The sequence below is a fragment of the Streptomyces sp. NPDC013457 genome, assembly GCF_043089925.1.
Taxonomy (GTDB): domain Bacteria; phylum Actinomycetota; class Actinomycetes; order Streptomycetales; family Streptomycetaceae; genus Streptomyces.
Genome location: NZ_JBICBL010000001.1, coordinates 340,354 through 362,752, shown reverse-complemented (window position 1 = coordinate 362,752; position 22,399 = coordinate 340,354). Strand labels below are relative to the sequence as shown.

Annotated in this window: 21 protein-coding genes; 11 read left to right on the top strand and 10 right to left on the bottom strand. The window is 72.9% G+C overall.

Going from position 1 to position 22,399, the window contains the following annotated elements:
• Positions 1 to 199 precede the first annotated feature (199 nt).
• The 7 genes from ACF1G2_RS01625 (at position 200) to ACF1G2_RS01595 (ending at position 6,422) form a co-directional block, all read left to right on the top strand.
• Positions 200 to 1,276 carry a FecCD family ABC transporter permease gene (locus tag ACF1G2_RS01625; protein ID WP_391796285.1) on the top strand — a complete coding sequence of 359 codons (1,077 nt, stop codon included), beginning with the start codon at positions 200 to 202 and terminating at the stop codon, positions 1,274 to 1,276.
• Complete coding sequence (locus tag ACF1G2_RS01620) at positions 1,273 to 2,379, top strand: FecCD family ABC transporter permease (RefSeq protein ID WP_391796284.1); 1,107 nt, start codon at positions 1,273 to 1,275, stop codon at positions 2,377 to 2,379. Before ACF1G2_RS01625 ends, ACF1G2_RS01620 begins: the two co-directional genes overlap by 4 nt.
• Entirely contained in the window at positions 2,376 to 3,248 is an 873-nt protein-coding gene (locus tag ACF1G2_RS01615) for an ABC transporter ATP-binding protein (RefSeq protein ID WP_391796283.1), read from the top strand. The genes ACF1G2_RS01620 and ACF1G2_RS01615 overlap by 4 nt, the downstream gene beginning before the upstream one ends.
• 15 nt (positions 3,249 to 3,263) lie before the next feature.
• Positions 3,264 to 4,844 (top strand): amidohydrolase, encoded by a 1,581-nt coding sequence (locus ACF1G2_RS01610; RefSeq protein ID WP_391797013.1) that lies wholly within the window; start codon positions 3,264 to 3,266, stop codon positions 4,842 to 4,844.
• Positions 4,841 to 5,068, top strand: a complete 228-nt coding sequence (locus tag ACF1G2_RS01605; protein ID WP_391796282.1) for a hypothetical protein — start codon at positions 4,841 to 4,843, stop codon at positions 5,066 to 5,068. Before ACF1G2_RS01610 ends, ACF1G2_RS01605 begins: the two co-directional genes overlap by 4 nt.
• Complete coding sequence (locus ACF1G2_RS01600) at positions 5,062 to 5,808, top strand: 4'-phosphopantetheinyl transferase family protein (protein WP_391796281.1); 747 nt, start codon at positions 5,062 to 5,064, stop codon at positions 5,806 to 5,808. Before ACF1G2_RS01605 ends, ACF1G2_RS01600 begins: the two co-directional genes overlap by 7 nt.
• Positions 5,809 to 5,897: 89 nt before the next feature.
• Positions 5,898 to 6,422: a GNAT family N-acetyltransferase gene (locus ACF1G2_RS01595; RefSeq protein WP_391796280.1), complete on the top strand. Its 525-nt coding sequence runs from the start codon at positions 5,898 to 5,900 to the stop codon at positions 6,420 to 6,422.
• 83 nt (positions 6,423 to 6,505) lie between these two features.
• On the opposite strand, the gene ACF1G2_RS01590 is transcribed toward ACF1G2_RS01595, so the two are convergent.
• The 8 genes from ACF1G2_RS01590 to sigJ form a co-directional block, all read right to left on the bottom strand.
• Positions 6,506 to 6,883: a hypothetical protein gene (locus ACF1G2_RS01590; protein WP_391796279.1), complete on the bottom strand. Its 378-nt coding sequence runs from the start codon at positions 6,881 to 6,883 to the stop codon at positions 6,506 to 6,508.
• 238 nt (positions 6,884 to 7,121) lie between these two features.
• Positions 7,122 to 8,312, bottom strand: coding sequence for an acetylornithine transaminase (locus ACF1G2_RS01585; protein ID WP_391796278.1), 1,191 nt, complete (start codon positions 8,310 to 8,312; stop codon positions 7,122 to 7,124).
• The gene (argB, locus tag ACF1G2_RS01580) at positions 8,309 to 9,292 is read right to left on the bottom strand and encodes an acetylglutamate kinase (protein WP_391796277.1); all 984 of its coding nucleotides are present in this window, start codon (positions 9,290 to 9,292) and stop codon (positions 8,309 to 8,311) included. The genes ACF1G2_RS01585 and argB overlap by 4 nt, the downstream gene beginning before the upstream one ends.
• Before the next feature lie 20 nt (positions 9,293 to 9,312).
• Entirely contained in the window at positions 9,313 to 10,464 is a 1,152-nt protein-coding gene (gene argJ, locus ACF1G2_RS01575) for a bifunctional glutamate N-acetyltransferase/amino-acid acetyltransferase ArgJ (RefSeq protein WP_391796276.1), read from the bottom strand.
• A complete protein-coding gene (gene argC / locus ACF1G2_RS01570) occupies positions 10,461 to 11,498 on the bottom strand; it encodes an N-acetyl-gamma-glutamyl-phosphate reductase (protein ID WP_391796275.1) in 1,038 nt (345 codons plus the stop codon). The genes argJ and argC overlap by 4 nt, the downstream gene beginning before the upstream one ends.
• Positions 11,499 to 11,574: 76 nt before the next feature.
• Positions 11,575 to 12,243 carry an isochorismatase family protein gene (locus ACF1G2_RS01565; protein WP_391796274.1) on the bottom strand — a complete coding sequence of 223 codons (669 nt, stop codon included), beginning with the start codon at positions 12,241 to 12,243 and terminating at the stop codon, positions 11,575 to 11,577.
• A gap of 130 nt (positions 12,244 to 12,373) precedes the next feature.
• Positions 12,374 to 13,093: a DUF2470 domain-containing protein gene (locus ACF1G2_RS01560; protein ID WP_391796273.1), complete on the bottom strand. Its 720-nt coding sequence runs from the start codon at positions 13,091 to 13,093 to the stop codon at positions 12,374 to 12,376.
• Positions 13,094 to 13,240: 147 nt separating this feature from the next.
• A complete protein-coding gene (gene sigJ / locus ACF1G2_RS01555; RefSeq protein WP_391796272.1) occupies positions 13,241 to 14,176 on the bottom strand; it encodes an RNA polymerase sigma factor SigJ in 936 nt (311 codons plus the stop codon).
• Positions 14,177 to 14,328: 152 nt separating this feature from the next.
• On the opposite strand from sigJ, the gene ACF1G2_RS01550 reads away from it, so the two are divergent.
• Positions 14,329 to 14,745 carry a hypothetical protein gene (locus ACF1G2_RS01550; RefSeq protein WP_391796271.1) on the top strand — a complete coding sequence of 139 codons (417 nt, stop codon included), beginning with the start codon at positions 14,329 to 14,331 and terminating at the stop codon, positions 14,743 to 14,745.
• A 184-nt stretch (positions 14,746 to 14,929) separates the two neighbouring features.
• Here the strand turns inward: ACF1G2_RS01550 and ACF1G2_RS01545 are convergent, their stop codons facing one another.
• Together ACF1G2_RS01545 and ACF1G2_RS01540 are read right to left on the bottom strand one after the other, a co-directional pair.
• Entirely contained in the window at positions 14,930 to 15,847 is a 918-nt protein-coding gene (locus tag ACF1G2_RS01545; RefSeq protein ID WP_391796270.1) for a S1 family peptidase, read from the bottom strand.
• A gap of 667 nt (positions 15,848 to 16,514) precedes the next feature.
• Complete coding sequence (locus ACF1G2_RS01540) at positions 16,515 to 17,699, bottom strand: serine hydrolase domain-containing protein (protein ID WP_391796269.1); 1,185 nt, start codon at positions 17,697 to 17,699, stop codon at positions 16,515 to 16,517.
• 206 nt (positions 17,700 to 17,905) lie between these two features.
• Here ACF1G2_RS01540 and ACF1G2_RS01535 point away from each other — a divergent pair, with 206 nt between their 5' ends.
• The 3 genes from ACF1G2_RS01535 (at position 17,906) to ACF1G2_RS01525 (ending at position 22,211) form a co-directional block, all read left to right on the top strand.
• Positions 17,906 to 19,729 (top strand): glycoside hydrolase family 15 protein, encoded by a 1,824-nt coding sequence (locus ACF1G2_RS01535; protein ID WP_391796268.1) that lies wholly within the window; start codon positions 17,906 to 17,908, stop codon positions 19,727 to 19,729.
• A gap of 113 nt (positions 19,730 to 19,842) precedes the next feature.
• Positions 19,843 to 20,424 carry a PadR family transcriptional regulator gene (locus tag ACF1G2_RS01530; RefSeq protein ID WP_391796267.1) on the top strand — a complete coding sequence of 194 codons (582 nt, stop codon included), beginning with the start codon at positions 19,843 to 19,845 and terminating at the stop codon, positions 20,422 to 20,424.
• Between the two features lie 62 nt (positions 20,425 to 20,486).
• The gene (locus ACF1G2_RS01525; protein WP_391796266.1) at positions 20,487 to 22,211 is read left to right on the top strand and encodes an acyl-CoA dehydrogenase family protein; all 1,725 of its coding nucleotides are present in this window, start codon (positions 20,487 to 20,489) and stop codon (positions 22,209 to 22,211) included.
• Positions 22,212 to 22,399: the final 188 nt, after the last annotated feature.

Genomic DNA, 22,399 nt, shown 5'->3' with positions numbered 1-22,399 from the left:
AGGGTGCCCGGGGGCTCTCCAGGCACGCGTGCGGATGGCCGAAATGCCATGCTGCGCAGCCACGTTGACCTCTTCGCGGCTGTACGGTTAGGCTCACCTAAGTTCGATCGGCGGTGTGTCATGTCGTGTGCCGCACCACCGTGTTCCACGCTTCGCGCCGCTCGCGGAGCGCTCGATTCCGCCGCCAGGGGAGTGGTCGTTGTCCGTCGAAACCCGGGCGGCGCCCGGAAGCGAGAGTGCGGGTCCCGCCGATCCGGCCGCGCCCACGGCACGTCCGGCCGCGGTGGCCCTGCGGAGCCTCGGACTCCTCGTGTCGCTCGGCGCACTGGTCCTCGTCTCGCTGCTCAGTGTCTGGGTGGGCACCCGGGGCATCCCGTTCGCCGCGACCTGGGACCTCCTCTGGGCGCCCGACGCCTCGGAAGCCGCCACCATCGTCCATGAGTACCGGATCCCCCGGACCCTCCTCGGACTGCTCGTCGGAGTGGCCCTCGGACTCTCCGGGGCCCTGATGCAGGCACTGACCCGCAACCCGCTCGCCGACCCCGGACTGCTCGGCGTGAACCTCGGCGCCTCCGCGGGCGTCGTCGTGGCCATCGCCTTCCTCGGCGTCGCCGCGCCGCTCGGCTACCTGTGGTTCGCCCTCGCCGGCGCCGCCGTCGCGTCGGTCGGCGTCTACCTCCTCGGCTCCTCAGGGCGGAAACTGGCCACCCCCGACCGGCTCGTCGTCGCGGGCGCGGCGGTCACCGCCGTCCTGTACGCCTTCAACTGGGCCGTCCTGCTCTTCGACCCGGAGGCGTTCGACCAGTTCCGCTTCTGGACCGTGGGGTCCCTCGCGGGCCGGTACTACGACATCGTCCTGCTCGTCGTGCCGTTCGTCGCCGTCGGGCTGGTCGTCGCCTTCCTGCTGGCCCCGTCCCTGAACGCCCTGGCCATGGGCGACCAGATGGGCCGCGCCCTCGGCGTCCACGTCGGCCGTACCCGTGTGCTCGCCGCGGTCGCCGTGATGCTGCTCTGCGGGGCGGCCACCGCGGCCGCCGGTCCGATCAGCTTCGTCGGCCTGGCCGTCCCGCACATCGCCCGCTTCATCGTGGGGGCCGACCAGCGCTGGGTGTTCGCTTACTCGATGCTCCTCGCCCCGGTCCTGCTCATCGGCTCGGACGTCATCGGCCGGGTGCTCGGCGCGCCGGGCGAGGTGCAGGTCGGCATCGTCACCGCCTTCATCGGGGCCCCCTTGTTCATCGCGCTGTGCCGTCGTCGAAAGCTGGTCATGCTGTGAGCGCCGTAGGGGAGTCGACCGGCTCCGTGCCCGTGTCCACCAAGGACCACGTTCCCCGTGCCCCCCGGGTCATCAGCGGCCGCGTCGTCCGGACGGGCGGTGTCTCGCTCCGCGTCCAGGGCCGTACCGTCGCCGTCACCGCCCTGCTGGCCGCCCTGCTGGTCGTCGTCATGGGCATCACCCTGACCACCGGCGACTTCCCGCTCACCGTCGGCGAGGTCGTCGGGGCGCTGACCGGAAACGGTTCCGGCGCCGCCGACTTCGTGGTCAACACGCTGCGGATGCCGCGCCTGCTGACCGCGGTCTTCGTCGGCGCGGCCCTCGCCGTGAGCGGGGCGATCCTGCAGAGCCTCACCCGCAACTCCCTCGGCAGCCCCGACATCATCGGCTTCACCAACGGCTCGGCCGTGGGCGCGCTCGTCGTCATCATCCTGCTGCACGGCAGCATGACCCAGATCGCGTTCGGCGCGCTCGTCGGCGGCCTCGCCACGGCCCTCGCCGTCCATCTCCTGATGATCGGCCGCGGGCTGCAGGGCTTCCGGCTGATCGTCATCGGCATCGGCGTCAGCGCCCTGCTGCTCGCCGCCAACTCGTACCTGATCACCCGGGCGACCTTCCAGGAGGCGCAGGAGGCCCAGGCCTGGCTGATCGGCAGCCTGGGCAACCGGCTCTGGACGCACGCCAACGCCATCGGCATCGCCCTCGCCGTCCTGCTCCCTCCGGCCCTGCTGCTCTCCCGCCGGCTCGCCATGGTCGAGATGGGCGACATCACGGCGACGGCCCTCGGCGTCAACGTGGCCCGCACGCGCACGGCCCTCCTCGTCATCGGCGTCGCTCTCGCCGCGTTCGCCACCGCCGTCACGGGCCCCATCTGGTTCATCGCCCTGGCCGCGCCGCAGGTCGTCCGCAGACTCACCGGGTCCTCCGCACCCTCATTGCTGTCGTCCGCCCTCATGGGCGCCCTCCTGCTCGTCGTGAGCGACCTCGTCGTGCAACGGGTCTTCGCGCCCGCGCTCCTCCCGGTGGGCACGGCGACGGGCGCCATCGGGGGGCTCTACCTCATCTGGCTGCTGATCACCGAGTCGCGAAAGAGCCGCGCATGACTGGAACCAACGCCCCGCAGCCCCGGCTCCGCGCCGAGGAGCTGACGCTCTCCTACGACCAGCGGACCGTCGCCTCGTCCCTGAGCGTCGACATCCCCGACCGCTCCTTCACGGTCATCGTCGGACCGAACGCCTGCGGCAAGTCGACGCTGCTCACAGCGCTCGCGCGGATGCTCAGGCCCAAGGCCGGGCAGGTCTACCTCGACGGCGCGGCCATCGCCTCGTACCGTTCACGCGAAGTGGCCCGGCGGCTCGGTCTGCTCCCGCAGACCTCCAGCGCTCCCGGCGGCATCACCGTCGGCGACCTGGTGGCCCGCGGTCGCTATCCGCACCAGCGGCTCCTGAAGCAGTGGTCCGCCGAGGACGAGACGGCCGTCGTCGAGGCGATGCGCCAGACCGGTGTGCTGGAGCTCGCCGACCGTCCCGTCGACGACCTCTCCGGCGGTCAGCGGCAGCGCGTCTGGCTCTCCATGGTGCTCGCACAGCAGACGTCCATCCTGCTGCTCGACGAGCCGACCACCTTCCTCGACATCGCCCACCAGGTCGAGGTGCTCGACCTCTGCGCCGAGCTCCACGCCCGCAAGGGCCACACCGTCGTCGCGGTCCTGCACGACCTCAACCAGGCCTGCCGCTACGCGACGCACCTCATCGTGATGCGTCCCGGCGGAACCATCGCCGCCGAGGGCGACCCGGCCACCGTCATGACCGCCGACCTCGTCGAGGACGTGTTCGGGCTGCCCTGCCGGATCATCGACGACCCGGAGACCGGGACCCCGCTGATGATCCCGGCCGCGCCCCGGCGCTTCGAGGCCGACGCCGCCCCCGCCCGGGACGCGGCCGACGACGCCGTACTCGCCGAGACCCCCTAGGACGGACTGCGCATGATGCTCTGCACGAGGCTGACGAACGCGCGCATCCTCACCATGGATCCCGATCACCCCGTCGCCCACGACCTGGGTATCTGGCAGGGCAGGATCGTGGGCCTGGACGAGGCCGTGACCTCCCTGCCGGTCCGTGAGGTCGTCGACCTGCAGGGCGCCACCGTCCTGCCCGGCTTCATCGACAACCACGTCCACCTGTCCTGGACCGGCCTCAGGGCGAGCTCCCCGAGCATCGCGGGCCTCGACCGTGTCGAGGACGTCCTCGGCGTCGTGGCGGAGGCCGCCTCCCGCAGGAACACCCCCGGCGCGTGGGTCAGCGTCGGCGGGTACGACCAGCGGATCCTGGGGCGGCACCTGACGGCCGAGGAACTCGACCGGGTCGGCCAGGGCCACAAGATCTTCGTGATGCACGACTCCGGCCACGCCTGCGTCGTCAGCAGCGCCGTGCTCGACCTGCTCCCGCCGGAGGTCCCGCACGACAACGGGGTCCTCGTGGAGAGCGCGATGGGCGCCGTGCGCAGGCTCCGGCTGCCGTACGCGCAGGAGGAGCTCGCCGACGCCATCGAGTACGCGGGCCGCGTCTGCCTCGCCGAGGGCGTCACCGCCTGTGCCGAGGCCGGGATCGGCGGGGGGCTGCTCGGCCACAGTCCGGTCGAGCTCGGCGCGTACCAACTCCTGCGGGACCAGGGCCGTCTGCCGCTGCGGGTCCAGCTCATGCCGGGCGGCGACACGCTTCGGCCGCAGGGCGCGCACGAGCGCGACGGCATCCCGCGCGCGCTCGACCTCGGCCTGCGCACCGGGTTCGGCGACGACTGGCTCTCCGTCGGCGCCCTGAAGATCTACACCGACGGCGGCATGATGGCCCGTACGGCCGCGCTCACCGCCCCGTACGAGGGCATGGACCACACCGGCCAGCTCCAGGACGACCCCGACCGCCTCACCTCCCTCATCGTCGACGGCCATCTCGCCGGATGGCAGCTCGCCGTCCACGCCATCGGCGACCGGGCCGCCGACCTCGCCCTGGACGCCATCGAACGGGCCCAGGAGCTGCGCCCCCGCACCGACGCGCGCCACCGCATCGAGCACGCCGGGCTCATCAGGCCCGACCAGCTCGCGCGCTTCGCCCGGCTCGGGCTCAGCGCCGTCGTCCAGCCCAACTTCCTGCGCTACTTCGGCGACGACTACGCGACGATCATGGGCCCCGAGCGCGCGCCCTGGATGTACCGCGGCCGGGGCTTCCTCGACCACGGGGTGACGCTCGTCGGCAGCTCCGACCGGCCCGTCACCGACGGATCGCCTCTGCGGGCCGTCCAGTTCATGGTCGAGCGCGCCTCGGTCTCGGGGCGTCTCATCGGCCCCGACGAGGCGATCACGGTCGACGAGGCGCTGCGCGCCTACACTGTCGCCGGTGCGTACGCCTGCCACTGGGAGGACAGCGCCGGCACGCTCAGCCCCGGCAAGCGCGCCGACCTCGTCGTCCTCGGCGACGACCCGCACCGCGTCGACTCCTCGCGGATCGGCGACATCGAGGTCCTCGCGACCTTCGTGGACGGACGAGAGGCGACGGAGGGGCGGAAGCTGTGAGCAGGCGGACCGACGCCCTGGCAGTCCACTCCGACCTGTGGGAGGTCCCCGCGGTTCCGCCCCGCTGGGTCGTCTGGCACGTCCGCGAGGGTGAAGTCCTCGTCTTCGACCGTGAGTTGAACATACCGGTCGACGTGGACGACGCCGCTCTGGCGGAGGTCGTCCGCCGGATGCGCGAGGCCGGTGCGCCCGAGAGCCACGACTACCCGGGCCGTCCGTGCTGACCGGGGCGACCGCGGCCCGCCTGGGCGAGGACCCGCTGCCGGGACCCTGGCGGTCCGGGCAGGGGCCGCGGCTCTGGATCGTGCCCGTGGGCGCGTACGGGCAGCGGTCGGACGGGCTGCGCGAGCTGCTCGACGAGGGCGAGCGGACCCGCCTCCAGGGCTTCGTACGGGCCGCCGACCGCGCCCGCTACCGCGTCGCCCATGTCGCTCTGCGGCAGCTGCTCGGCGCGTACCTGGACACGGACCCGGCGAAGGTGGGCTACGTCCGCGAGGCGTGCCCCGGGTGCGGCGGCCCGCACGGCCGCCCGGCCGTGGCCCCCGCCCTGCGGTCCCTACCGCTCCACTTCTCGCTCTCCCACTCCGGCGACGTCGTCCTGCTGGGTTTCGCGGACACGGCGGTGGGTGTCGACGTCGAGGCGGTACCGGCCCCGGACGTGGCGGCCGAGGTCGCCGAGCTGCTCCACCCGGTCGAGCGCGCGGAGCTCGCGGCTCTGCCGGAGCCGGCCCGCGCCTCCGCCACCGGGCGCTGCTGGGCCCGTAAGGAGGCGTACCTCAAGGGCGTCGGCATCGGCCTCGGCGAGGATCCCTCCGTCACCTGCGTGGGGGCGGGGGCCACTCCCGCCGCTGTTCCCGGCTGGTCGGTGAGCGACGTGCCGGTGCCTCCCGGATACGCGGCGGCGTGCGCCGTCCGGTCGGCGGGCGGGCCGGCTCCGGACGCGTCGACTTGGCCCTCAACTTAGCCAAGGCTAGCCTTAGTTCGACTGTTCCACCGGGTTGGGCGGCGACCCCACCGTCCCTTCGCGCACGGTGGAACCGAGGAAGGAAAGCCTTGACCACGGCCCCGCCGCGCCAGGCCACGCTGTCGCCTCGCGTACCCGCCACTCCCGGCCTCCCCCCGCTCTCCCTGCGACCCGCCCGGCCCGAGGACGCCTCCGCACTCGCCGCGCTCTCGCGGCCCTTCGTCCGTTCCGGAGCCCTCCGCGCCCGCCCGCTCTCCCTGTACGCCGACCAGGCCGCCGACTTCCTCGTCGCGGAGACCCCCGGCGGCACGCTCGACGGCTGCATCGGCCTCCGCGTCCACCCGGTCGGCGCGGGCGTCCTCTACAACTTCTGCGTCGCCGGCCGCCGTCAGGGATGCGGCCTGGGAGCCCAGCTGCTGACCGCCACCCTCGCGCGGGCCAGGAACGAGTCCCTCCGATCCCTGTTCACGGCCACGACCGGCGGGGGCCATCTCTTCCTCCGCCACGGCTTCGCACCGTCCCGCGCGGACCTCGCGCCGGCGGCCTGGGCCCGATCCCTCGACCCCCGCCGCAATGCCCGGATCCTCGCCCGTGCCGTCCGGTCCGATTCCTGACGTCGCTGCTCGGGGGCGCGCGACGCCACCGGCTTGGCCGCGCCGAGGAGTTTCAACGGCACCGGCACCTCGCCGCTCTCCGCCTAGAGGACCAGCGTTCCCCCGGTGATCCGCACCACCGTCCCGCAGGTCGTCGTGGAGCCGTGTTCGACGCGCAGCGCCGGCTCGTCACGCGGCGGCCCGTACCAGGTGGTGGCCACCGCTGCGACGAGCAGCGCCGCGCACGAGGAGGTGGCGACGACGCCGCGCCTGAGCGCGACCACCGAGTCCAGTGCCTCTGAGTGGGCGCGGACGGCGGCAGGTGGCAGGTCACGCAACGGGACGACGCCGAAGCGGCCGTGTGCCGCCCGCAACAGCAGGGCCGCGCCACAGCCGCCGCAGGCCGGCGCCGCGAGGAGCATGGCGCCGACCGCCTCGGACCAGCCCTCGGCGAGCCGGCCGACGTCGGACCGGCCCTTCACGAGGCCGAACCCGACGAGCCCGGCGAGCAGGGCTCCCAGGCCGTTGAGCCACGCGAGGGCGGCGAACCTGATGCGGGGCAGTTCGCCGCGAGCCCCGGAGCTCGCCCGGCGCCTCAGCGCGGTCCGTGAACGGCTCGACCGTCCGCCCAGCCGCCCCTGATCACCGCTCGCGGGCGGCGCCCCCGCCGGCCGGTACGGCTCAGGGCCCGCCGCCCGCGTGCAGGTGGCGCGGTGGGCGTCAGGCGGCGTCCAGGATCGACGGGAACGCCTTCACCAGCTGGTCGACCTGATGCTCCGTCACCGTCAGGGCCGGAGCGAGGCGCACGAGACCCGGTCCCGCCGCGTTGACCAGGAACCCGGCGTCCTGCGCGGCCCGTTGGACGGACGCGGCGACCGGCTCGGTGAGGACGACCGCCAGGAGCAGGCCCGCACCCCGGACCTCGGTGACCTTGGGGTGCGCCGCCGTCTCGATGCCGCGGCGCAGCCGCTCACCCGTCCGTACGACGCGGGCGAGCAGCCCCTCGGCCTCGATGGCCTCCAGCACGGCCAGACCGGCCGCGCACGCCACCGGGTTGCCGCCGAACGTCGAGCCGTGCTGTCCGGGCACCAGCAGCTCGGCGGCCCGGCCGAAGGCGACGGTCGCGCCGATCGGAAGCCCGCCGCCGAGCCCCTTGGCGAGGGTGATCACGTCCGGATCCACCCCCTCGTCCGCCTGGTGCGCGAACCAGCGGCCGGTGCGACCGATCCCCGTCTGCACCTCGTCGAGGACGAGCAGGCTCCCGGCCGCCCGGGTGATCTCGCGGGCGGCCCGCAGATACCCCTCCGGTGCCGGGACGACTCCGGCCTCGCCCTGGACCGGTTCGAGCACGACCGCCGCGGTGTCCTGCGTCACGGCGGCGCGCAGCGCCTCGACGTCCCCGAACGGCACGTGGGTCACATCGCCGGGCAGCGGCAGGAAGGGTACCTGCTTCGCCGGCTGGCCGGTGAGAGCCAGCGCCCCCATCGTGCGCCCGTGGAAACCGCCCCGCGCGGCGACGAGGTGAGGGCGCCCCGTCCGGCGGGCGATCTTGAAGGCGGCCTCGACCGCCTCCGTACCGGAGTTGGCGAAGAACACCCGTCCGCGCTCCCGCCGGCCCAGCAGGGCGAGCAGCCGTTCGGCCAGCGCCACCGGCGGCTCGGAGACGAACAGGTTCGACACGTGCGCCAGCCGTCCGATCTGCGCCGTGACGGCCGAGACGACGGCGGGGTGTGCGTGGCCGAGCGTGGTGACCGCGATCCCGCCGGTGAAGTCCGTGTAGGCGCGGCCCGACTCGTCCCAGACGGTGCTGCCCTCACCCCGGACGAGCGCCAGCGGCGGCGTGCCGTAGGTGTCCATCATGACCTCGCTCCAGCGGTGCGCGAGGGGTACGGCGCCGTCGGCGGCGGTCATGCGCGGGCCTCCTCGGTCACCCGGGTCTCCCCGGATCGCTGTGACTCCTGGGGCTCCTCGGCCCCGGCGTTCTGGTCGGGGACGATCGTCGTACCCGGTCCCGCCTCCGCGAAGACGCCGCGCAGCAGCGCGTGCGGCACCCGGCCGTCCAGGACATGGGCCCGGCGGACCCCTTCGCGGACCGCCCGCAGGCACCCCTCCATCTTGGGGAGCATCCCGCTCGTGAGACCCGGCAGCAGGGCGCCCAGCTCGGCGGCCGTGAGCCGGGGGATCACCTCGGTGCTGCGCGGCCAGTCCGCGTACAGACCCTCGACATCGGTCAGCACCACCAGCCGCTCGGCACCGAGCGCGACGGCCAGTGCCGAGGCCGCGAGGTCGGCGTTGACGTTGTAGATCTCCCCGTCCACGCCCCGTGCCACCGGTGACACCACCGGGATGCGGCCCTCGTCGAGCAGCGTGCGTACGGTTCCGGGATCCACGGCGACGACCTCACCCACGAGGCCGATGTCCACCGGGCGTCCGTCCACCCAGGCCGGGCGTCGCACCGCCGTCATGGTGTGCGCGTCCTCGCCCGACATGCCCACCGCGAACGGCCCGTGGGCGTTGAGGGCGCCCACGAGGTCCCGCTGGACCTGGCCCGTCAGCACCATGCGGACCACCTCCATCGTCTCGGGCGTCGTGACGCGTAAACCCGCCTCGAAGCGGGTCTCGAGGTCGAGACGGTCGAGCATCGCGCTGATCTGCGGCCCGCCGCCGTGCACGACGACCGGGCGCACCCCCGCGTGCCACAGCTCCACCACATCCTGGGCGAACGTCCGGTGGAGCGCCGGGTCCACCATGGCGTTGCCGCCGAACTTGACGACCACCGTGCGGCCTTGGAGCTCCTCGAGCCAGGGCGTCTCGGCCGCACGCGGGCCGGTCGCCGTGCCGGTCGTCCGGCCGGCGGGCGCGTCGGCGCGCTCGGGGGAGAGCGATCTCATCCGTGTGGTCCCCTGCCCCTTCATGAGCTGTACGCGCTGTTCTCGTGGACGTACTCGGCGGTGAGGTCGTTGGTCCAGATCACCGCTGAGGCGTCCCCGGCGCGCAGGTCCACCGTGATCGTGATCCGCCGTCCCGACAGGTCGACCTTGTCCCTGGCCTCGCCCGCCGCGCCGTTCCGGCACACCCAGACGTCGTTGATCGCCACGTCCAGCCGGTCGGGGTCGAAGGCCGCCGACGTGGTACCGATCGCGGACAGCACCCGGCCCCAGTTCGGGTCCTCCCCGTGCAGGGCGCACTTGAGGAGGTTGTTCCGTGCCACGGACCGCCCGACCTCGACGGCGTCCTCCTCCGAGGCCGCGCCGACGACCGTCACCTCGATCTCCTTGGACGCCCCCTCGGCGTCCGCCACCAGTTGCCGGGCGAGATCGAGGCAGACGGCGTGCACTGCCTCGGCGAACTCCGCGAGGCCGGGGGCGACCGCAGAGGCGCCCGAGGCCAGCAGCAGTACGGTGTCGTTGGTGGACATGCAGCCGTCGGAGTCCACCCGGTCGAACGTGGTGCGCACCGCCCGGCGCAGTGCCGCGTCGAGCGCGTCCGCGCCGAGGTCCGCGTCCGTGGTGAGGACGACCAGCATCGTGGCGAGGCCGGGCGCGAGCATGCCCGCACCCTTGGCCATGCCCCCCACCGTCCAGCCCTCCCCGGACACCACGGCGGTCTTGTGCACCGAGTCCGTCGTCCTGATGGCGACGGCCGCGTCCTCTCCGCCCCCGTCCGTCAGCCGGTCCACGGCGGTGTCGATGCCGGCTGTGACCCGCTCCATCGGCAGCCGGACGCCGATGAGGCCGGTGGAGCACACCGCGACCTCGTGCGGGTCCACGTCCAGGGCCCGCGCGGTGCGCTCGGCCATCAGCAGCGCGTCGACCGCGCCCGCCTGACCCGTACAGGCGTTGGCTCCACCGGAGTTGAGGACGACGGCCGTGAGGCGGCCGTCCTCCAGGGCGCGGCGGGACCAGCGTACGGGCGCGGCCTGTACGCGGTTGGAGGTGAAGACGCCGGCGGCGGCGCGCGAAGGCCCTCGGTTCACCACGAGGGCGAGATCGCGATCACCGGACTCCTTGATGCCGGCGGCCACGCCGCTCGCAAGGAATCCACGGGCAGCGGTCACACTCACGGAGCCACTCCATTCGTGGGCAGGCCCAGCCACTCCGGCAGGCCGAGGGCGAGATTCATGCACTGCACCGCGGTGCCCGCGGTGCCCTTCACCAGGTTGTCGATGGCGCTCACACAGATCAGGCGGCCCGCGTCCGGGTCCACGGCGATCTGCACCTGGGCGGTGTTGGAGCCGAGGACGGCCGCGGTCGAGGGCCACTGTCCGGGCGGCAGCAGACGGACGAAGGGTTCGTCGGCGTACGCGGCCTCGTAGACCGCGCGCACCACGTCCTCCGGTGCGGCGGCCGCGTCGGGGCGGAGCCGGGCCGAGCCGGTGGCGAGGATGCCGCGCGGCATCGGGGCAAGCGTCGGAGTGAAGGAGACGGTGACATGCTCGCCGGCCACCAGGGAGAGGTTCTGGGTCAGCTCGGGGGTGTGGCGGTGGCCGCCGCCCACTCCGTACGGACTCATGGACCCCATCACCTCGGCGCCGAGCAGATGCGTCCGGAGCGCGCGTCCGGCGCCCGACGTGCCGCTGGCCGCGACGACGACCGCCTCCGGCTCCACCAGACGGGCCGCGTAGGCGGGGAAGAGCGCCAGAGTGACCGCCGTGGGGTAGCAGCCGGGCACCGCGATCCGGATAGCGCCCTTCAACTCCTCGCGGACCCCGGGGAGTTCCGGCAGTCCGTAGGGCCAGGTGCCGGCGTGGGCGGAGCCGTAGAACCGCTCCCAGGCCGCGGGGTCGCGGAGCCGGAAGTCCGCTCCGCAGTCCACGACCACCGTCTCGGGAGGGAGCTCCCGCGCGAGGGCGGCAGACTCTCCGTGCGGCAGGGCAAGGAAGACCACGTCGTGCCCGCGCAGGGTCTCCGCCGAGGTCTTGTCGAGAACCCGCTCGGCGAGCGAGGCCAGCTGCGGCTGTACGGACGAGAGCGGGCGGCCCGCGCTGCTGTGCGCGGTGAGCGCGCCGATCTCCACTCCGGGATGGGCGTCCAGCAGGCGGAGGATCTCTCCGCCCGCGTAGCCGCTGGCACCGGCCACGGCGACCCGTACGGTCATCTTCTTCGTCTCTCCCTGTGCGTGTGGGGCTGCGGTGACAGAGTCGGCGCCGCAGGTCGCCGTCAGGGGGACCCGGTCACGCGTCCCGGTGAACGGCTGGTGGAACCCTGTTGAGCAGGAGGTCGCGGAGCATGGCCTCGGTCGTGCAGACGACACCGCTGCGGGCGGCCCAGCGCAGCGCCATGGCGTGTTCCTCGGGGGAGAAGTCCGCCACGGCGTCGGCGACGACGAAGGGCTGGATGTCGTTCATGAAGGCGTCCGCGGCGGTCAGCAGGACGCCGAGATGGGCGTACACCCCGCAGACGATCAGCTGGTCGCGGCCCTCCGAACGCAGCAGCCTCCCGAGATGGCTGCGGAGGAAGGCGTTCTGGCGCACGTTGGGGAGCAGATGCTCGCCCGTGCGGGGAGTGAGCGGCGCGATGATCGCGGCCGCGTCGGGCTCGTCGCCGATGCCGGGACCCCAGATGTCGGCGACGAGCCCGCGCTGGCCGGGCCGCTGGGCGGCCGGCTCGGCGCTGAAGACGACGGGCATGCCGAGGGCCCCGGCGAGTTCGCGCAGGGCCGCGATGTTCTGGACGAGTTCCACGACCGGGCTCTGTCCGGCCGGGAACACCTCCACGAAGTGGTTCTGCATGTCGTGGACCAGGAGCGCGGCGCGGCCGGGGTCGACGGACCAGGAGGCGCAGGACCGGGGGAGGGCCGCCCGCTCGGGCAGGGGGTAGGGGCCGACGGTCGGCAGGCCCATGGTGGTTCCTCCCCCCCCGGATGGCGTGCGCGTGTCCGCGCCGCCACCTCTCGTGTGTGGTTTAGCTTAGCCTAACCTAAGTGTCATGCCCGGGGTGGAACAACTGGCCTTCTGGTAGGCCGAGTTGGTGTCACGGCCTCGTGGAGGGGCGCCGGTGATGCGAGCAGGAGGGGGTCGTCAGGAGCCGCCGGACCTGCTCCCCGGCCTCGGCCGCGTCCCGCGCCTCGGCGGGGAACTGCAGGCGGAGGTCGCAGTGTCCTTCGCGGTACTCGCAGCGCAGGGTGATGCCGTGCCGGTCGACGGCGAGCGGAAGGGCCCGGACCACGCCGAAGGGAAGGCGCGAGCCGGCGAGGACGATCAGGTCCGCGACCATGTCCTCGTGGGCGTCGGCGAGATGCGTGAGCATCGCGGCCTCCTGGACGGCGATCGGGTCGGGCTGCGCGAGCGTGAACCGGTCGAGGTCGACGTCCTGGGTGCCGGCCGGGGTCCGCAGGGTGACGCGTGCCAGGTCGAGCCGGAGCCCCTCGCCCTCCGGACCGGCCGGGGTCAGCCGGCCCGAGATCGTCACCCTGGCCCGGACCCGGTCGCGCAGGGGTGTCGGCGCGATGTCGGTGAACTCCAGGAGGGCGGCGAGGCTGCCGCGCGGGGCGGAGGCGACCTGTGCTTCCAGGGGGCTGTCCGGCTGAGGGGTGAGGGTGATCCGTCCGTTGCGGTCGATCGCGTGCATGCCGATGAGGTCGTAGCACTGCGCGTCCGTGGTCAGGGACAGGGAGACCGCCCGGGCCAGCACGGAGCGGACCAGCTCCGCCGCGGCCTGCTCGTGCGGGACGGTGTCGGTGGCGGCGTTCAACGGAACTCCTCGCGGGACGGTGGGCGTCGGGGCACGTCCGGCGCGGACGGAGACCCGGCTCGGACTAAGGTAAGGCTAACCAAAGTCACCCCGAAGAGCGGTGTCCAGCCCCGGGCGTGTCCGGCGATCCGTCGGAACCTGGCCGGATCACCCCTCTCCGTCGGCGCTCCACCCCCGGAGCTTCTCCGGGTTCCGGACCGCCCAGATGTGGGTGACGCGCGCCTCGGTGACATCGAACGCGGCCACGGTCACGGTCACGCCCGCGTGTTGGGCGACCAGGCCGGGACGGCCGTTGACCGTCCGTTCCAGGAGCGTCAGCCCGGGCGCCCTGTCGGCGATGTGGATCAGGTACTGGGCGATGCGCGCGGCGCCCTCGACCGGCCGGAGCACCGTGCCGACCAGGCCCCCGCCGTCGGCGGTCATCGTGGCCTCGGGGTCGAGGAGGGTGACGAGCGCCCCGATGTCCCTGGCCTCCCACGCCTCCTTGAAGTGCCGTACCAGTCCGGCCTGCCCGGCCGTCGCGGCCGCCGGGGCGCTCGCGGCACGGACGCGCCGCCGGGCCGACGACGCCAGCTGCCGGCAGGCGGCGGGCGTCCGGTCGACGATCGCCGCGACCTCGGCGAAGGGATAGCGGAAGACGTCGTGCAGGACGAACGCCACGCGTTCGGCAGGGGTCATCGACTCCAGGACGACGAGAAACGCCATGCTGACCGACTCGTCCAGGGTGATCCGGTCGGCGGGGTCCGCCGATTCGGCCCCGCCGTCCCCGGCCCGCCCGCCGACCCACTCCGTACGGTCGGGCACCGGCTCGGGTATCCACGCGCCGACGTACCGCTCACGCCGGGCCCTCGCGGAGCCGAGCACGTCCAGGCAGACCCGGCCGGCCACGGTCGTCAGCCAGGCGCCGGGCGACTCGATCGCCTCCTGCTGCCGCCGCGACATCGCGTACCAGCGGGCGTAGGCCTCCTGCACGGCGCCCTCCGCCTCGGCGAGCGAACCGAGCAGCCGGTAGGCCAGGTTGATCAGCCGGCGCCGCTCGCCGACGACCGCGCCCTGCTCCGGCTCGAAGGGTGTGCTGCTCATGCTCGTGACCGCTCCTCGCCGCCCTGGGCGGCGTCCGCTCCCGCCGCCCCCGCCTCCTCCGACGACACCGCCTCACATTTCGCGGGGCCACGTCGTCGAACAGTCGAGACAGTACCGATCAAGTGCCGAGAGGCAGAAAAGGGGTTGGCGACATGACCACAGCCACGGTGACGGCGACGCGGCGGGACGGCACCGCCTTCGTGAGGACCGCGATCGCCCTGCAGACCCTCTCCCTCCTCTTCCAGGCGGCCACCGCCGGACTGCTGCTGTCCTCGTCCCACGGAGAGGTGCTGCACAGCGTGGGGGCGCGCGTGATGTACGGGGCCTCGATGCTGTACGTGCTCGCCGCCGTCCTGGCGTGGCGGCCCGGCGGAGGGTCGCCACGCCCGATCCTGTACGCGAGCGGCTTCCTCGTCCTCGCGTCGGTGCAGGTGGTGCTGGGCATCGCCCACATGCCGGCGCTCCATGTTCCGCTGGGCACCCTGATGTTCGCCCTCAGCGTGCTGGCGCTCGGTCAGGCCCTCAGCGAGCGGCTGAAGGGCCCCGGCCGGGACCTCACGTCGCGTTGAAGGCGGTCGTCCGATCGGACTGCCCGGGCTCGCTCGGACCTGCCGGGGGCCCGCCCCGGGGTCGCACGGCGGAACGCCGACGGGACTCCGGCGGCTCCGTCGGAGCAGAGGACGGCGCCGGGCGTGCCGAGGCCGGCGGCCCCCCGAAGGGACGCCGCCGGCCCGTGTGGCCTCTCCGCGCGGGCTAGAAGACGCTCACGCCGTACGCGCTCAGGGCCTCCGTCACCGGCTGGAAGAACGTGGTCCCGCCGCTGGTGCAGTTGCCGCTGCCGCCCGAGGTGAGCCCGAGCGCGGTGGTGCCCGAGAACAGGGCGCCGCCGCTGTCGCCCGGCTCGGCGCAGACGTTGGTCTGGATCAGGCCGTACACGATGTCGCCGCCGCCGTAGTTGACGGTGGCGTTGAGACCGGTGACCGTACCGCCGCGCAGCCCGGTCGTGCTGCCGCTGCGCTGCACGGACTGACCCACGGACGCGTTGGCGGCGCCGGTGATGTCGCGGTAGCTGCCGTTGTAGAGGTAGACCCGGCCGTCGGCGGCCGAGGCGTTGGAGTGCCGGATGATGCCGTAGTCGTTGGTCGGGAAGCTGGAACCGGCGCGGGTGCCCAGCACGGTGGTGTTCGCCGAGTTGGTGTACCAGGTGCTGCCGATGTTGGTGCAGTGGCCCGCGGTCAGGGCGTAGTAGGTCGAGCCGCTGCGGACGTTGAAGCCGAGCGAGCAGCGTCCGCCGCCCGCGTAGATGGCCTGGCCGCCCGCGATGAGCTTGTTGAACGTGCCCGGGGTCCGCTTGATCTCCAGGTCGGCGGCGCGGTCGCCCGCCGCCTTCCTGATCTTGGCGATCTCGGCGGCGGAGACGGTGGAGTCGGCGGTGACGACGATCTTCCCGGTAGCCGCGTCCGTGTACCACGCGGTGCCGGGCACGTCGGCGCCGCGTACGGCCTGGTCGGCGGCGGCGAGCTGGGCGGTGGTGGCCCGGCCGTCGTCGACCGTCGCGGCGGACGACATGGGGGCGGCAAGCGCTGAGGCGGCGAGGAGCGCGGAGGCCACGGCGATCAGCCGTGCGCCCTTTGCTACGCCGCCGAGGGGGGACAGGCGCTTGAGGTTCACTACATCCTCCGGTGGGGGAGTGGTGGGGGGACCCGCTGGGTGGGCGGACCCTTGCCGCGGAGCCGGCAGGTTCAGGGGGCGGCGGGTGGACACCCGGGATCTCCGCCATGGACCTGTCAAGCTCGACAAGGGGAATCCTCGAATCCGAAGGCGTCGGCGACAAGCGTGCCTTTCGGCCGATCTACGCGCGTTCATGTGGTCCGGAGCTCGGGCGGCATGGGTGTGCGGGTGGGTCGGCGGTCGCCGCCGGGTTGCAGGAAGCGGCTGCTGCAAATGCTTGCGACAGTTTACTGATGGGCTTTCAGATTTGTTCACGCGGAAACGATGTGACGTCGCGGGGGTGCGATGCGGAAGCGGAAGATGTCGCACCGTTTCTCCTGCTCACTCACCCGGGCTCACTCGTTCCGCGCCCGGGGCGCGCCCGGCGGCGGCGCACCGGCCGACGGGCCCTCGGGTGTAGGCGGGAGCGGTAGCGGGCGCACAGATCCGGCCGCGGATCGACGTCGCGCCGAGGCGGGAACGGTGTGGGAACGGTGCGGGCGCGGGGTGGTGGGACGGTCCCTCCCGGACCGCTGGGCGTCGAGTGGTACAGGTGCCCGGCGCCCCCCAATGCCGCAATCGTTCGTTCCGTCCCGCCGACCCGGTGTCCGGATTCCGTGTCTTGCCGTCAGAGCGCCTCGTAGACGGCGGTCACCAGGGCCATCTTGCGGGGGTCGTCCGCGATGGCCGGGCCCATGCGGTTCATCACGTACCCGAGCGAAATCCCCGACTCCGGGTCCGCGAGGCCGCAGGAGCCGCCGAAGCCGTCGTGGCCGAAGGCCCTCGGGTTGGGCCCGTACGAGCCGTTGGGGCCGCTCAGCCACAGCCCGAGGGCGCACTCCGTGTCGTGGGCGAACCCCGTGCCGAGCACCAGGTCGCGGCCGGCCCCCTGCCCCTCGCGGGCCCGTTCGACGGCCGGTCCGGAGAGGACGCGGTGCTCGCCCAGGAGGCCGCGCCCCGCGAAGACGCCGTAGAGCTGCGCGACCGCCCGGGCCGTCCCGTGACCGTTGGCCGCGGGCAGCTCGGCGGCGCGCCACCCAGGGCTGTTGGCGTGGCCGGCGCCGACGAGCGGGTTGGCCAGCGCCGCCTGCGCGACGGGCTCCAACTGGGCGAAGACCGCAGCCTGTTCGCTCGCCGAGGAGGTCCGCGGATGCACCAGCTCGGCCACCCGGACCGCTTCCTTCTCGGGCAGGCCGATGGTGAAGTCGATGCCGAGCGGTCCGGTGATCTCCCGCCGGAGGAAGGCGCCCGGCAGCTCGCCGGTGATCCGCCGGATCACCTCGCCGATGAGGAAGCCGTACGTCATCGCGTGGTATCCGGAGCGGGTGCCCGGCTCCCACCACGGCTCCATCGCGGCGAGGCGGGCGGTCGTCACCTCCCAGTCGTAGAACTCCGCCAGGCTGAGCGGTTCGCGCAGGCCGGACAGCCCCGCGCGGTGGGAGAGGAGGTGGCGCACGGGGAGGGTCTCCTTGCCCGCCGCGGCGAACTCCGGCCAGTACGAGGCGACCGGCGCGTCCAGGTCGAGCAGCCCGCGGTCCGCGAGCAGATGGGCGCAGAGCGCGGTCACGCCCTTGGTCGTGGACCAGACGTTGACCACGGTGTCGCGTTCCCAGGGGCGGGTGCGGGCGGAGTCCGCCCAGCCGCCCCACAGATCGACCACGGGCTCGCCGTGAAGGCGGACCGACACCGCGGCGCCGAGTTCGTCCCTCGTGCGGAAGTTGGCCTCGAAGGCCTCCCGTACGGCGCCGAAACGGGGATCGCAGTGACCCTCGATCGCGGGGGCCGGCGAGCGGAGCGGATCGGGCGCGGGCATGACGTCCTCCTGGGGGCCTCGGCGGTTGCGAGCAACATACCGACTGGTCGGATCGGTGGGAAGGGAGCCGCCGCCGCGGGCGCCGCCGCGGCCTGTTCGCCCGCTCGGGCGGCTCCTGTTGCCGAACCGGCCCGCTGCGGGTTGCGTGGGACCGAGACGGCGCGCGGCACCGGAAGGCCCGAGCCGCGGCGGAAGCGAGGTCCCGGGTGCCCGGCTATCCACCGATCGCGGACCACGGACTGATCGGCGACCTCCAGTGCGCGGCCCTCGTCTCCGCCGGCGGCGCCGTCGACTGGTTCTGCGCACCCCGCTTCGACTCGCCGAGCATCTTCGCCTCCCTGCTCGACCAGGAGCGCGGCGGCCACTTCACCATCGCTCCCGTCGCCGACGACGTGACCGTCCGCCAGCTCTACCTGCCCGACACGGCCGTCCTGATCACCAGGTTCCTCACCCCGGAGGGGGTGGGCGAGGTGGTCGACTTCATGCCGGTGAACGAGCAGCCCGACGTGGCGACCGACCGGCACCGCATGGTGCGCGCGATGCGCGTGGTGCGCGGGACCCTGACCTTCCACGTGCAGTGCCGGCCGCGCTTCGACTACGGCCGCGCACCGCACACGCTCAGCCTCGACGGCGCGGCCGCCACCTTCCACGGCCCCGTCCTCGATGTGCACCTGCGGGGCACCGTGCCTCTGGAGGCCGACGGCCAGGACGTCCGTGCCACCGTCACCCTCCGGCAGGGCGAGATCGCCGGAATCGCGCTGGAGACCACCTCCTCCGGAGCGGAGCCCTCCCCCGTCACCGAACGGGCGCTGGAGGCGGACGTCAAGGAGACCCACGCCTTCTGGCACCGCTGGATCCGGCGCTGCCGTTACCGGGGGCGCTGGCAGCACATGGTCAACCGCTCGGTCATCACCCTCAAGCTGCTCATCTACGCCCCGACCGGCGCGCCGATCGCCGCCGCCACCATGGGCCTGCCCGAACTGGTCGGCGGGGAGCGGAACTGGGACTACCGCTACACCTGGATCCGCGACGCGTCCCTCTCCGTGCGCGTCCTGCTCGACCTCGGCTTCGTCGAGGAGGCCGACTCCTTCCGCCGCTGGCTCAGCCTGCGCGCCCACTCACCCCGCGCGCCGGGCTCCGAGCCGATGCAGATCATGTACCGCATCGACGGCGACCCCCATCTCTCCGAGGAGACCCTGGACCACCTGTCCGGCTACCGCGACTCCTTTCCCGTACGGGCCGGGAACGGCGCGGCCGAGCAGCTGCAGCTCGACATCTACGGCGAGCTCGCCTACGCGATGACGCACTCCCCGGATCTGGCGGACCTCGCAGGCTACGAGGGATGGCAGCGGTTCGCCGGGCTCCTCGACTGGCTCTGCGACCACTGGGACCGTCCGGACGAGGGTATCTGGGAGACCCGCGGCGGCCGGAAGGACTTCACGTACAGCCGGGTGATGTGCTGGGTCGCCCTCGACCGCGGCATCCGCCTGGCCAACGAGTACGCCCGCCCGGCCGACCTGGCGCGCTGGACCGCGCAGCGCGACGCGATCCTCACCCAGGTGATGGAGCGGGGATGGAACGCCGAGCGCGCGGCGTTCGTCCAGCACTACGACAGCGAGGTCCTCGACGCGTCACTGCTGCTCATGCCGCTGGTCGGCTTCATCTCCCCGAAGTCGTCCCGGTGGCTCTCCACGCTGGACGCCATGGACCGCGAACTCGTCACGGACAGTCTCGTGTACCGCTACAACCCCGAGGCGTCCCCCGACGGTCTGCGCGGCTCCGAGGGCACTTTCTCGCTCTGCAGCTTCCTCTACGTCGAGGCGATGGCCCGGGCCGGCCGCCTGGACAAGGCCCGATACGCGATGGACAAGATGCTCACCTACGCCAACCATGTCGGTCTCTTCGCCGAGGAGATCGGCCCGACGGGCGAGCAGCTCGGCAACTTCCCCCAGGCGTTCACCCACCTCGCCCTGATCACGGCGGCGATGGCCCTCGACGAGGAGCTCGACAAGGATGCCGACCGCGAGTGACGCCCGGAGAGCCGTCGCCGAACGCTTCGGGCTCCGGTGACCACCGGGTGAGCCGCGTCTCACCCGGGCGGTCACGCTTGCCTATGCAACGAGTTGCATAGAAGGATTCGGGTGTGGCGATCGAACACGCGATTCTCGTGTCCCTGCTGGAGAAGCCCGGTTCCGGCTATGAGCTGGCCCGGCGCTTCGAGCGGTCCATCGGGTACTTCTGGACCGCGAGCCACCAGCAGATCTACCGCGTGCTCAAGCGGATGGAGAGCGAGGGCTGGGTCGACGTCCAGGACGTGCCGCAGCAGGGGCGCCCGGACAAGAAGGAGTACTCCGTCGCGGCCCTCGGACGGACCGCCCTGGCCGCCTGGCTGCACGAGCCCATCGAGCCCGAGAGCATCCGGCACGACCTGGCGGTGAAGATCCGCGGCGCGGCCTTCGACGACCCCGCCGCGCTGATCGGCGAGGTCGAGCGGCACCGCCAGGCGCACACCGAGCGCCTCGCACGCTACCTCGCGGGCGAGGAGCGCGACTTCACGGGGCCCGACGCGCCCGGTGCGGCAGGCGACCCGTCCGGCGACCCGTCCGACGCCGGGAGGGAGCTCCAGCACGTCGTGCTGCGCGGAGGCATCGCGTACGAACGGATGACGCTCGCCTGGCTCGACGACGTCCTCGCCACCCTCCACCGGCTCGGTTCCGGGCGCTGACTCCCGCGACCATCCGCGCCACCCTGCCCACCGCACCCTCAACGGACCGAAAGACGGAGCCCATGGCCGACTCGCTGCTCTTCAACCCGCACACCTACGACCCGGCGCACTTCGATCCCGAGACCCGCCGGCTGCTGCGCGCCACCGTCGACTGGTTCGAGCAGCGCGGCAAGCGCCGGCTCATCGAGGACTACCGGACCCGGGCCTGGCTGGGGGACTTCCTCGCCTTCTCCGCGAAGGAAGGCCTCTTCGAGACCTTCCTGACGCCCTCCTCCGAGGCCGCCGAAGGGCAGCGGGACAAGCGCTGGGACACCGCCCGTATCGCCGCCCTCAACGAGATCCTCGGTTTCTACGGGCTCGACTACTGGTACGCCTGGCAGGTCACCATCCTCGGCCTCGGCCCGGTCTGGCAGAGCGACAACGCCGCCGCCCGCGCCCGCGCCGCGGAACTCCTCTCCCAGGGCGAGGTGTTCGCCTTCGGCCTCTCGGAGAAGACCCACGGCGCCGACATCTACTCCACCGACATGCTCCTGGAACCCGACGCCGCGGGCGGCTTCCGGGCCACCGGCTCCAAGTACTACATCGGCAACGGCAACGCGGCCGGGCTCGTCTCCGTCTTCGGCCGCCGCACGGACGTCGAAGGCCCCGACGGCTACGTCTTCTTCGCCGCCGACAGCCGCCACCCCGCGTACCACCTGGTGAAGAACGTCGTCGACTCGTCGAAGTTCGTCAGCGAGTTCCGCCTGGAGGATTACCCCGTCGCCGCCGAGGACGTCCTGCACACCGGCCGCGCCGCCTTCGACGCCGCGCTCAACACCGTCAACGTCGGCAAGTTCAACCTGTGCACCGCCTCGATCGGCATCTGCGAGCACGCGATGTACGAGGCCGTCACCCACGCCCAGAACCGCATCCTCTACGGCCGTCCCGTCACCGCGTTCCCGCACGTGCGCCGTGAGCTGACCGACGCGTACGTCCGTCTCGTCGGCATGAAGCTCTTCAGCGACCGCGCGGTGGACTACTTCCGCTCCGCCGGCCCCGACGACCGCCGCTACCTCCTCTTCAACCCGATGACGAAGATGAAGGTGACCACGGAGGGCGAGAAGGTCATCGACCTGATGTGGGACGTCATCGCCGCCAAGGGCTTCGAGAAGGACAACTACTTCGCCCAGGCGGCCGTCGAGATCCGGGGCCTTCCGAAGCTGGAGGGCACCGTCCACGTCAACCTGGCGCTGATCCTCAAGTTCATGCGGAACCACCTGCTGGACCCGGCGGCGTACGAGCCGGTACCGACGCGCCTGGACGACGCCGACGACACGTTCCTCTTCCGCCAGGGCCCGGCCCGCGGTCTGGGCTCCGTCCGCTTCCACGACTGGCGTCCGGCGTACGACACGTACGCGCACCTGCCCAACGTCGGCCGCTTCCGTGAACAGGCCGACGCCCTCTGCGAGTTCGTCACCACCGCCGCACCCGACGAGGCGCAGAGCCGCGACCTCGACCTGCTCCTCGCGGTCGGCCAGCTGTTCGCGCTCGTCGTCCACGGCCAGCTGGTCCTGGAGCAGGCGCGCCTCACGAACCTCGACGAGGACGTGCTGGACGAGCTCTTCGCCGTCCTCGTGCGGGACTTCTCCGCGCACGCGGTCGAGCTGCACGGCAAGGACTCGGCCACCGAGCGGCAGCAGGCCTGGTCGATGGGGGCCGTCCGCCGCCCGGTCGTCGACGCGTCGCGCTCGGAGCGCGTCTGGCAGCGTGTCGAGGCGCTCTCGGGCGCGTACGAGATGGCCGAGTAGCCCACCACCCGCGCGCCTGGCACGGCGCCCCGGGCCCTGCGCCGCTCCCCGCCCCGCCCCGCCTCCCCCGTCACGTCACGTCAGCGTCCGCCGGACGTGACGGGGGATGGGGAGGGGGAGGGGGAGGCACGTGGGGCCGACGTAAGCCGACCGGTGCACTGATTCCGGCGGGGATTCAGGAGACACGG

Excerpts from the sequence above, each read along its gene's own strand:
- ACF1G2_RS01610 (WP_391797013.1), top strand. The coding sequence starts at position 3,264 with ATGCTCTGCACGAGGCTGACGAACGCGCGCATCCTCACCATGGATCCC.
- ACF1G2_RS01585 (WP_391796278.1), bottom strand. The coding sequence starts at position 8,312 with ATGACCGCCGCCGACGGCGCCGTACCCCTCGCGCACCGCTGGAGCGAG.
- ACF1G2_RS01540 (WP_391796269.1), bottom strand. The coding sequence starts at position 17,699 with ATGCCCGCGCCCGATCCGCTCCGCTCGCCGGCCCCCGCGATCGAGGGT.
- ACF1G2_RS01565 (WP_391796274.1), bottom strand. The coding sequence starts at position 12,243 with ATGGGCCTGCCGACCGTCGGCCCCTACCCCCTGCCCGAGCGGGCGGCC.
- sigJ (WP_391796272.1), bottom strand. The coding sequence starts at position 14,176 with ATGAGCAGCACACCCTTCGAGCCGGAGCAGGGCGCGGTCGTCGGCGAG.
- argC (WP_391796275.1), bottom strand. The coding sequence starts at position 11,498 with ATGACCGTACGGGTCGCCGTGGCCGGTGCCAGCGGCTACGCGGGCGGA.
- ACF1G2_RS01615 (WP_391796283.1), top strand. The coding sequence starts at position 2,376 with ATGACTGGAACCAACGCCCCGCAGCCCCGGCTCCGCGCCGAGGAGCTG.
- ACF1G2_RS01550 (WP_391796271.1), top strand. The coding sequence starts at position 14,329 with ATGACCACAGCCACGGTGACGGCGACGCGGCGGGACGGCACCGCCTTC.
- argB (WP_391796277.1), bottom strand. The coding sequence starts at position 9,292 with ATGAGATCGCTCTCCCCCGAGCGCGCCGACGCGCCCGCCGGCCGGACG.
- ACF1G2_RS01525 (WP_391796266.1), top strand. The coding sequence starts at position 20,487 with ATGGCCGACTCGCTGCTCTTCAACCCGCACACCTACGACCCGGCGCAC.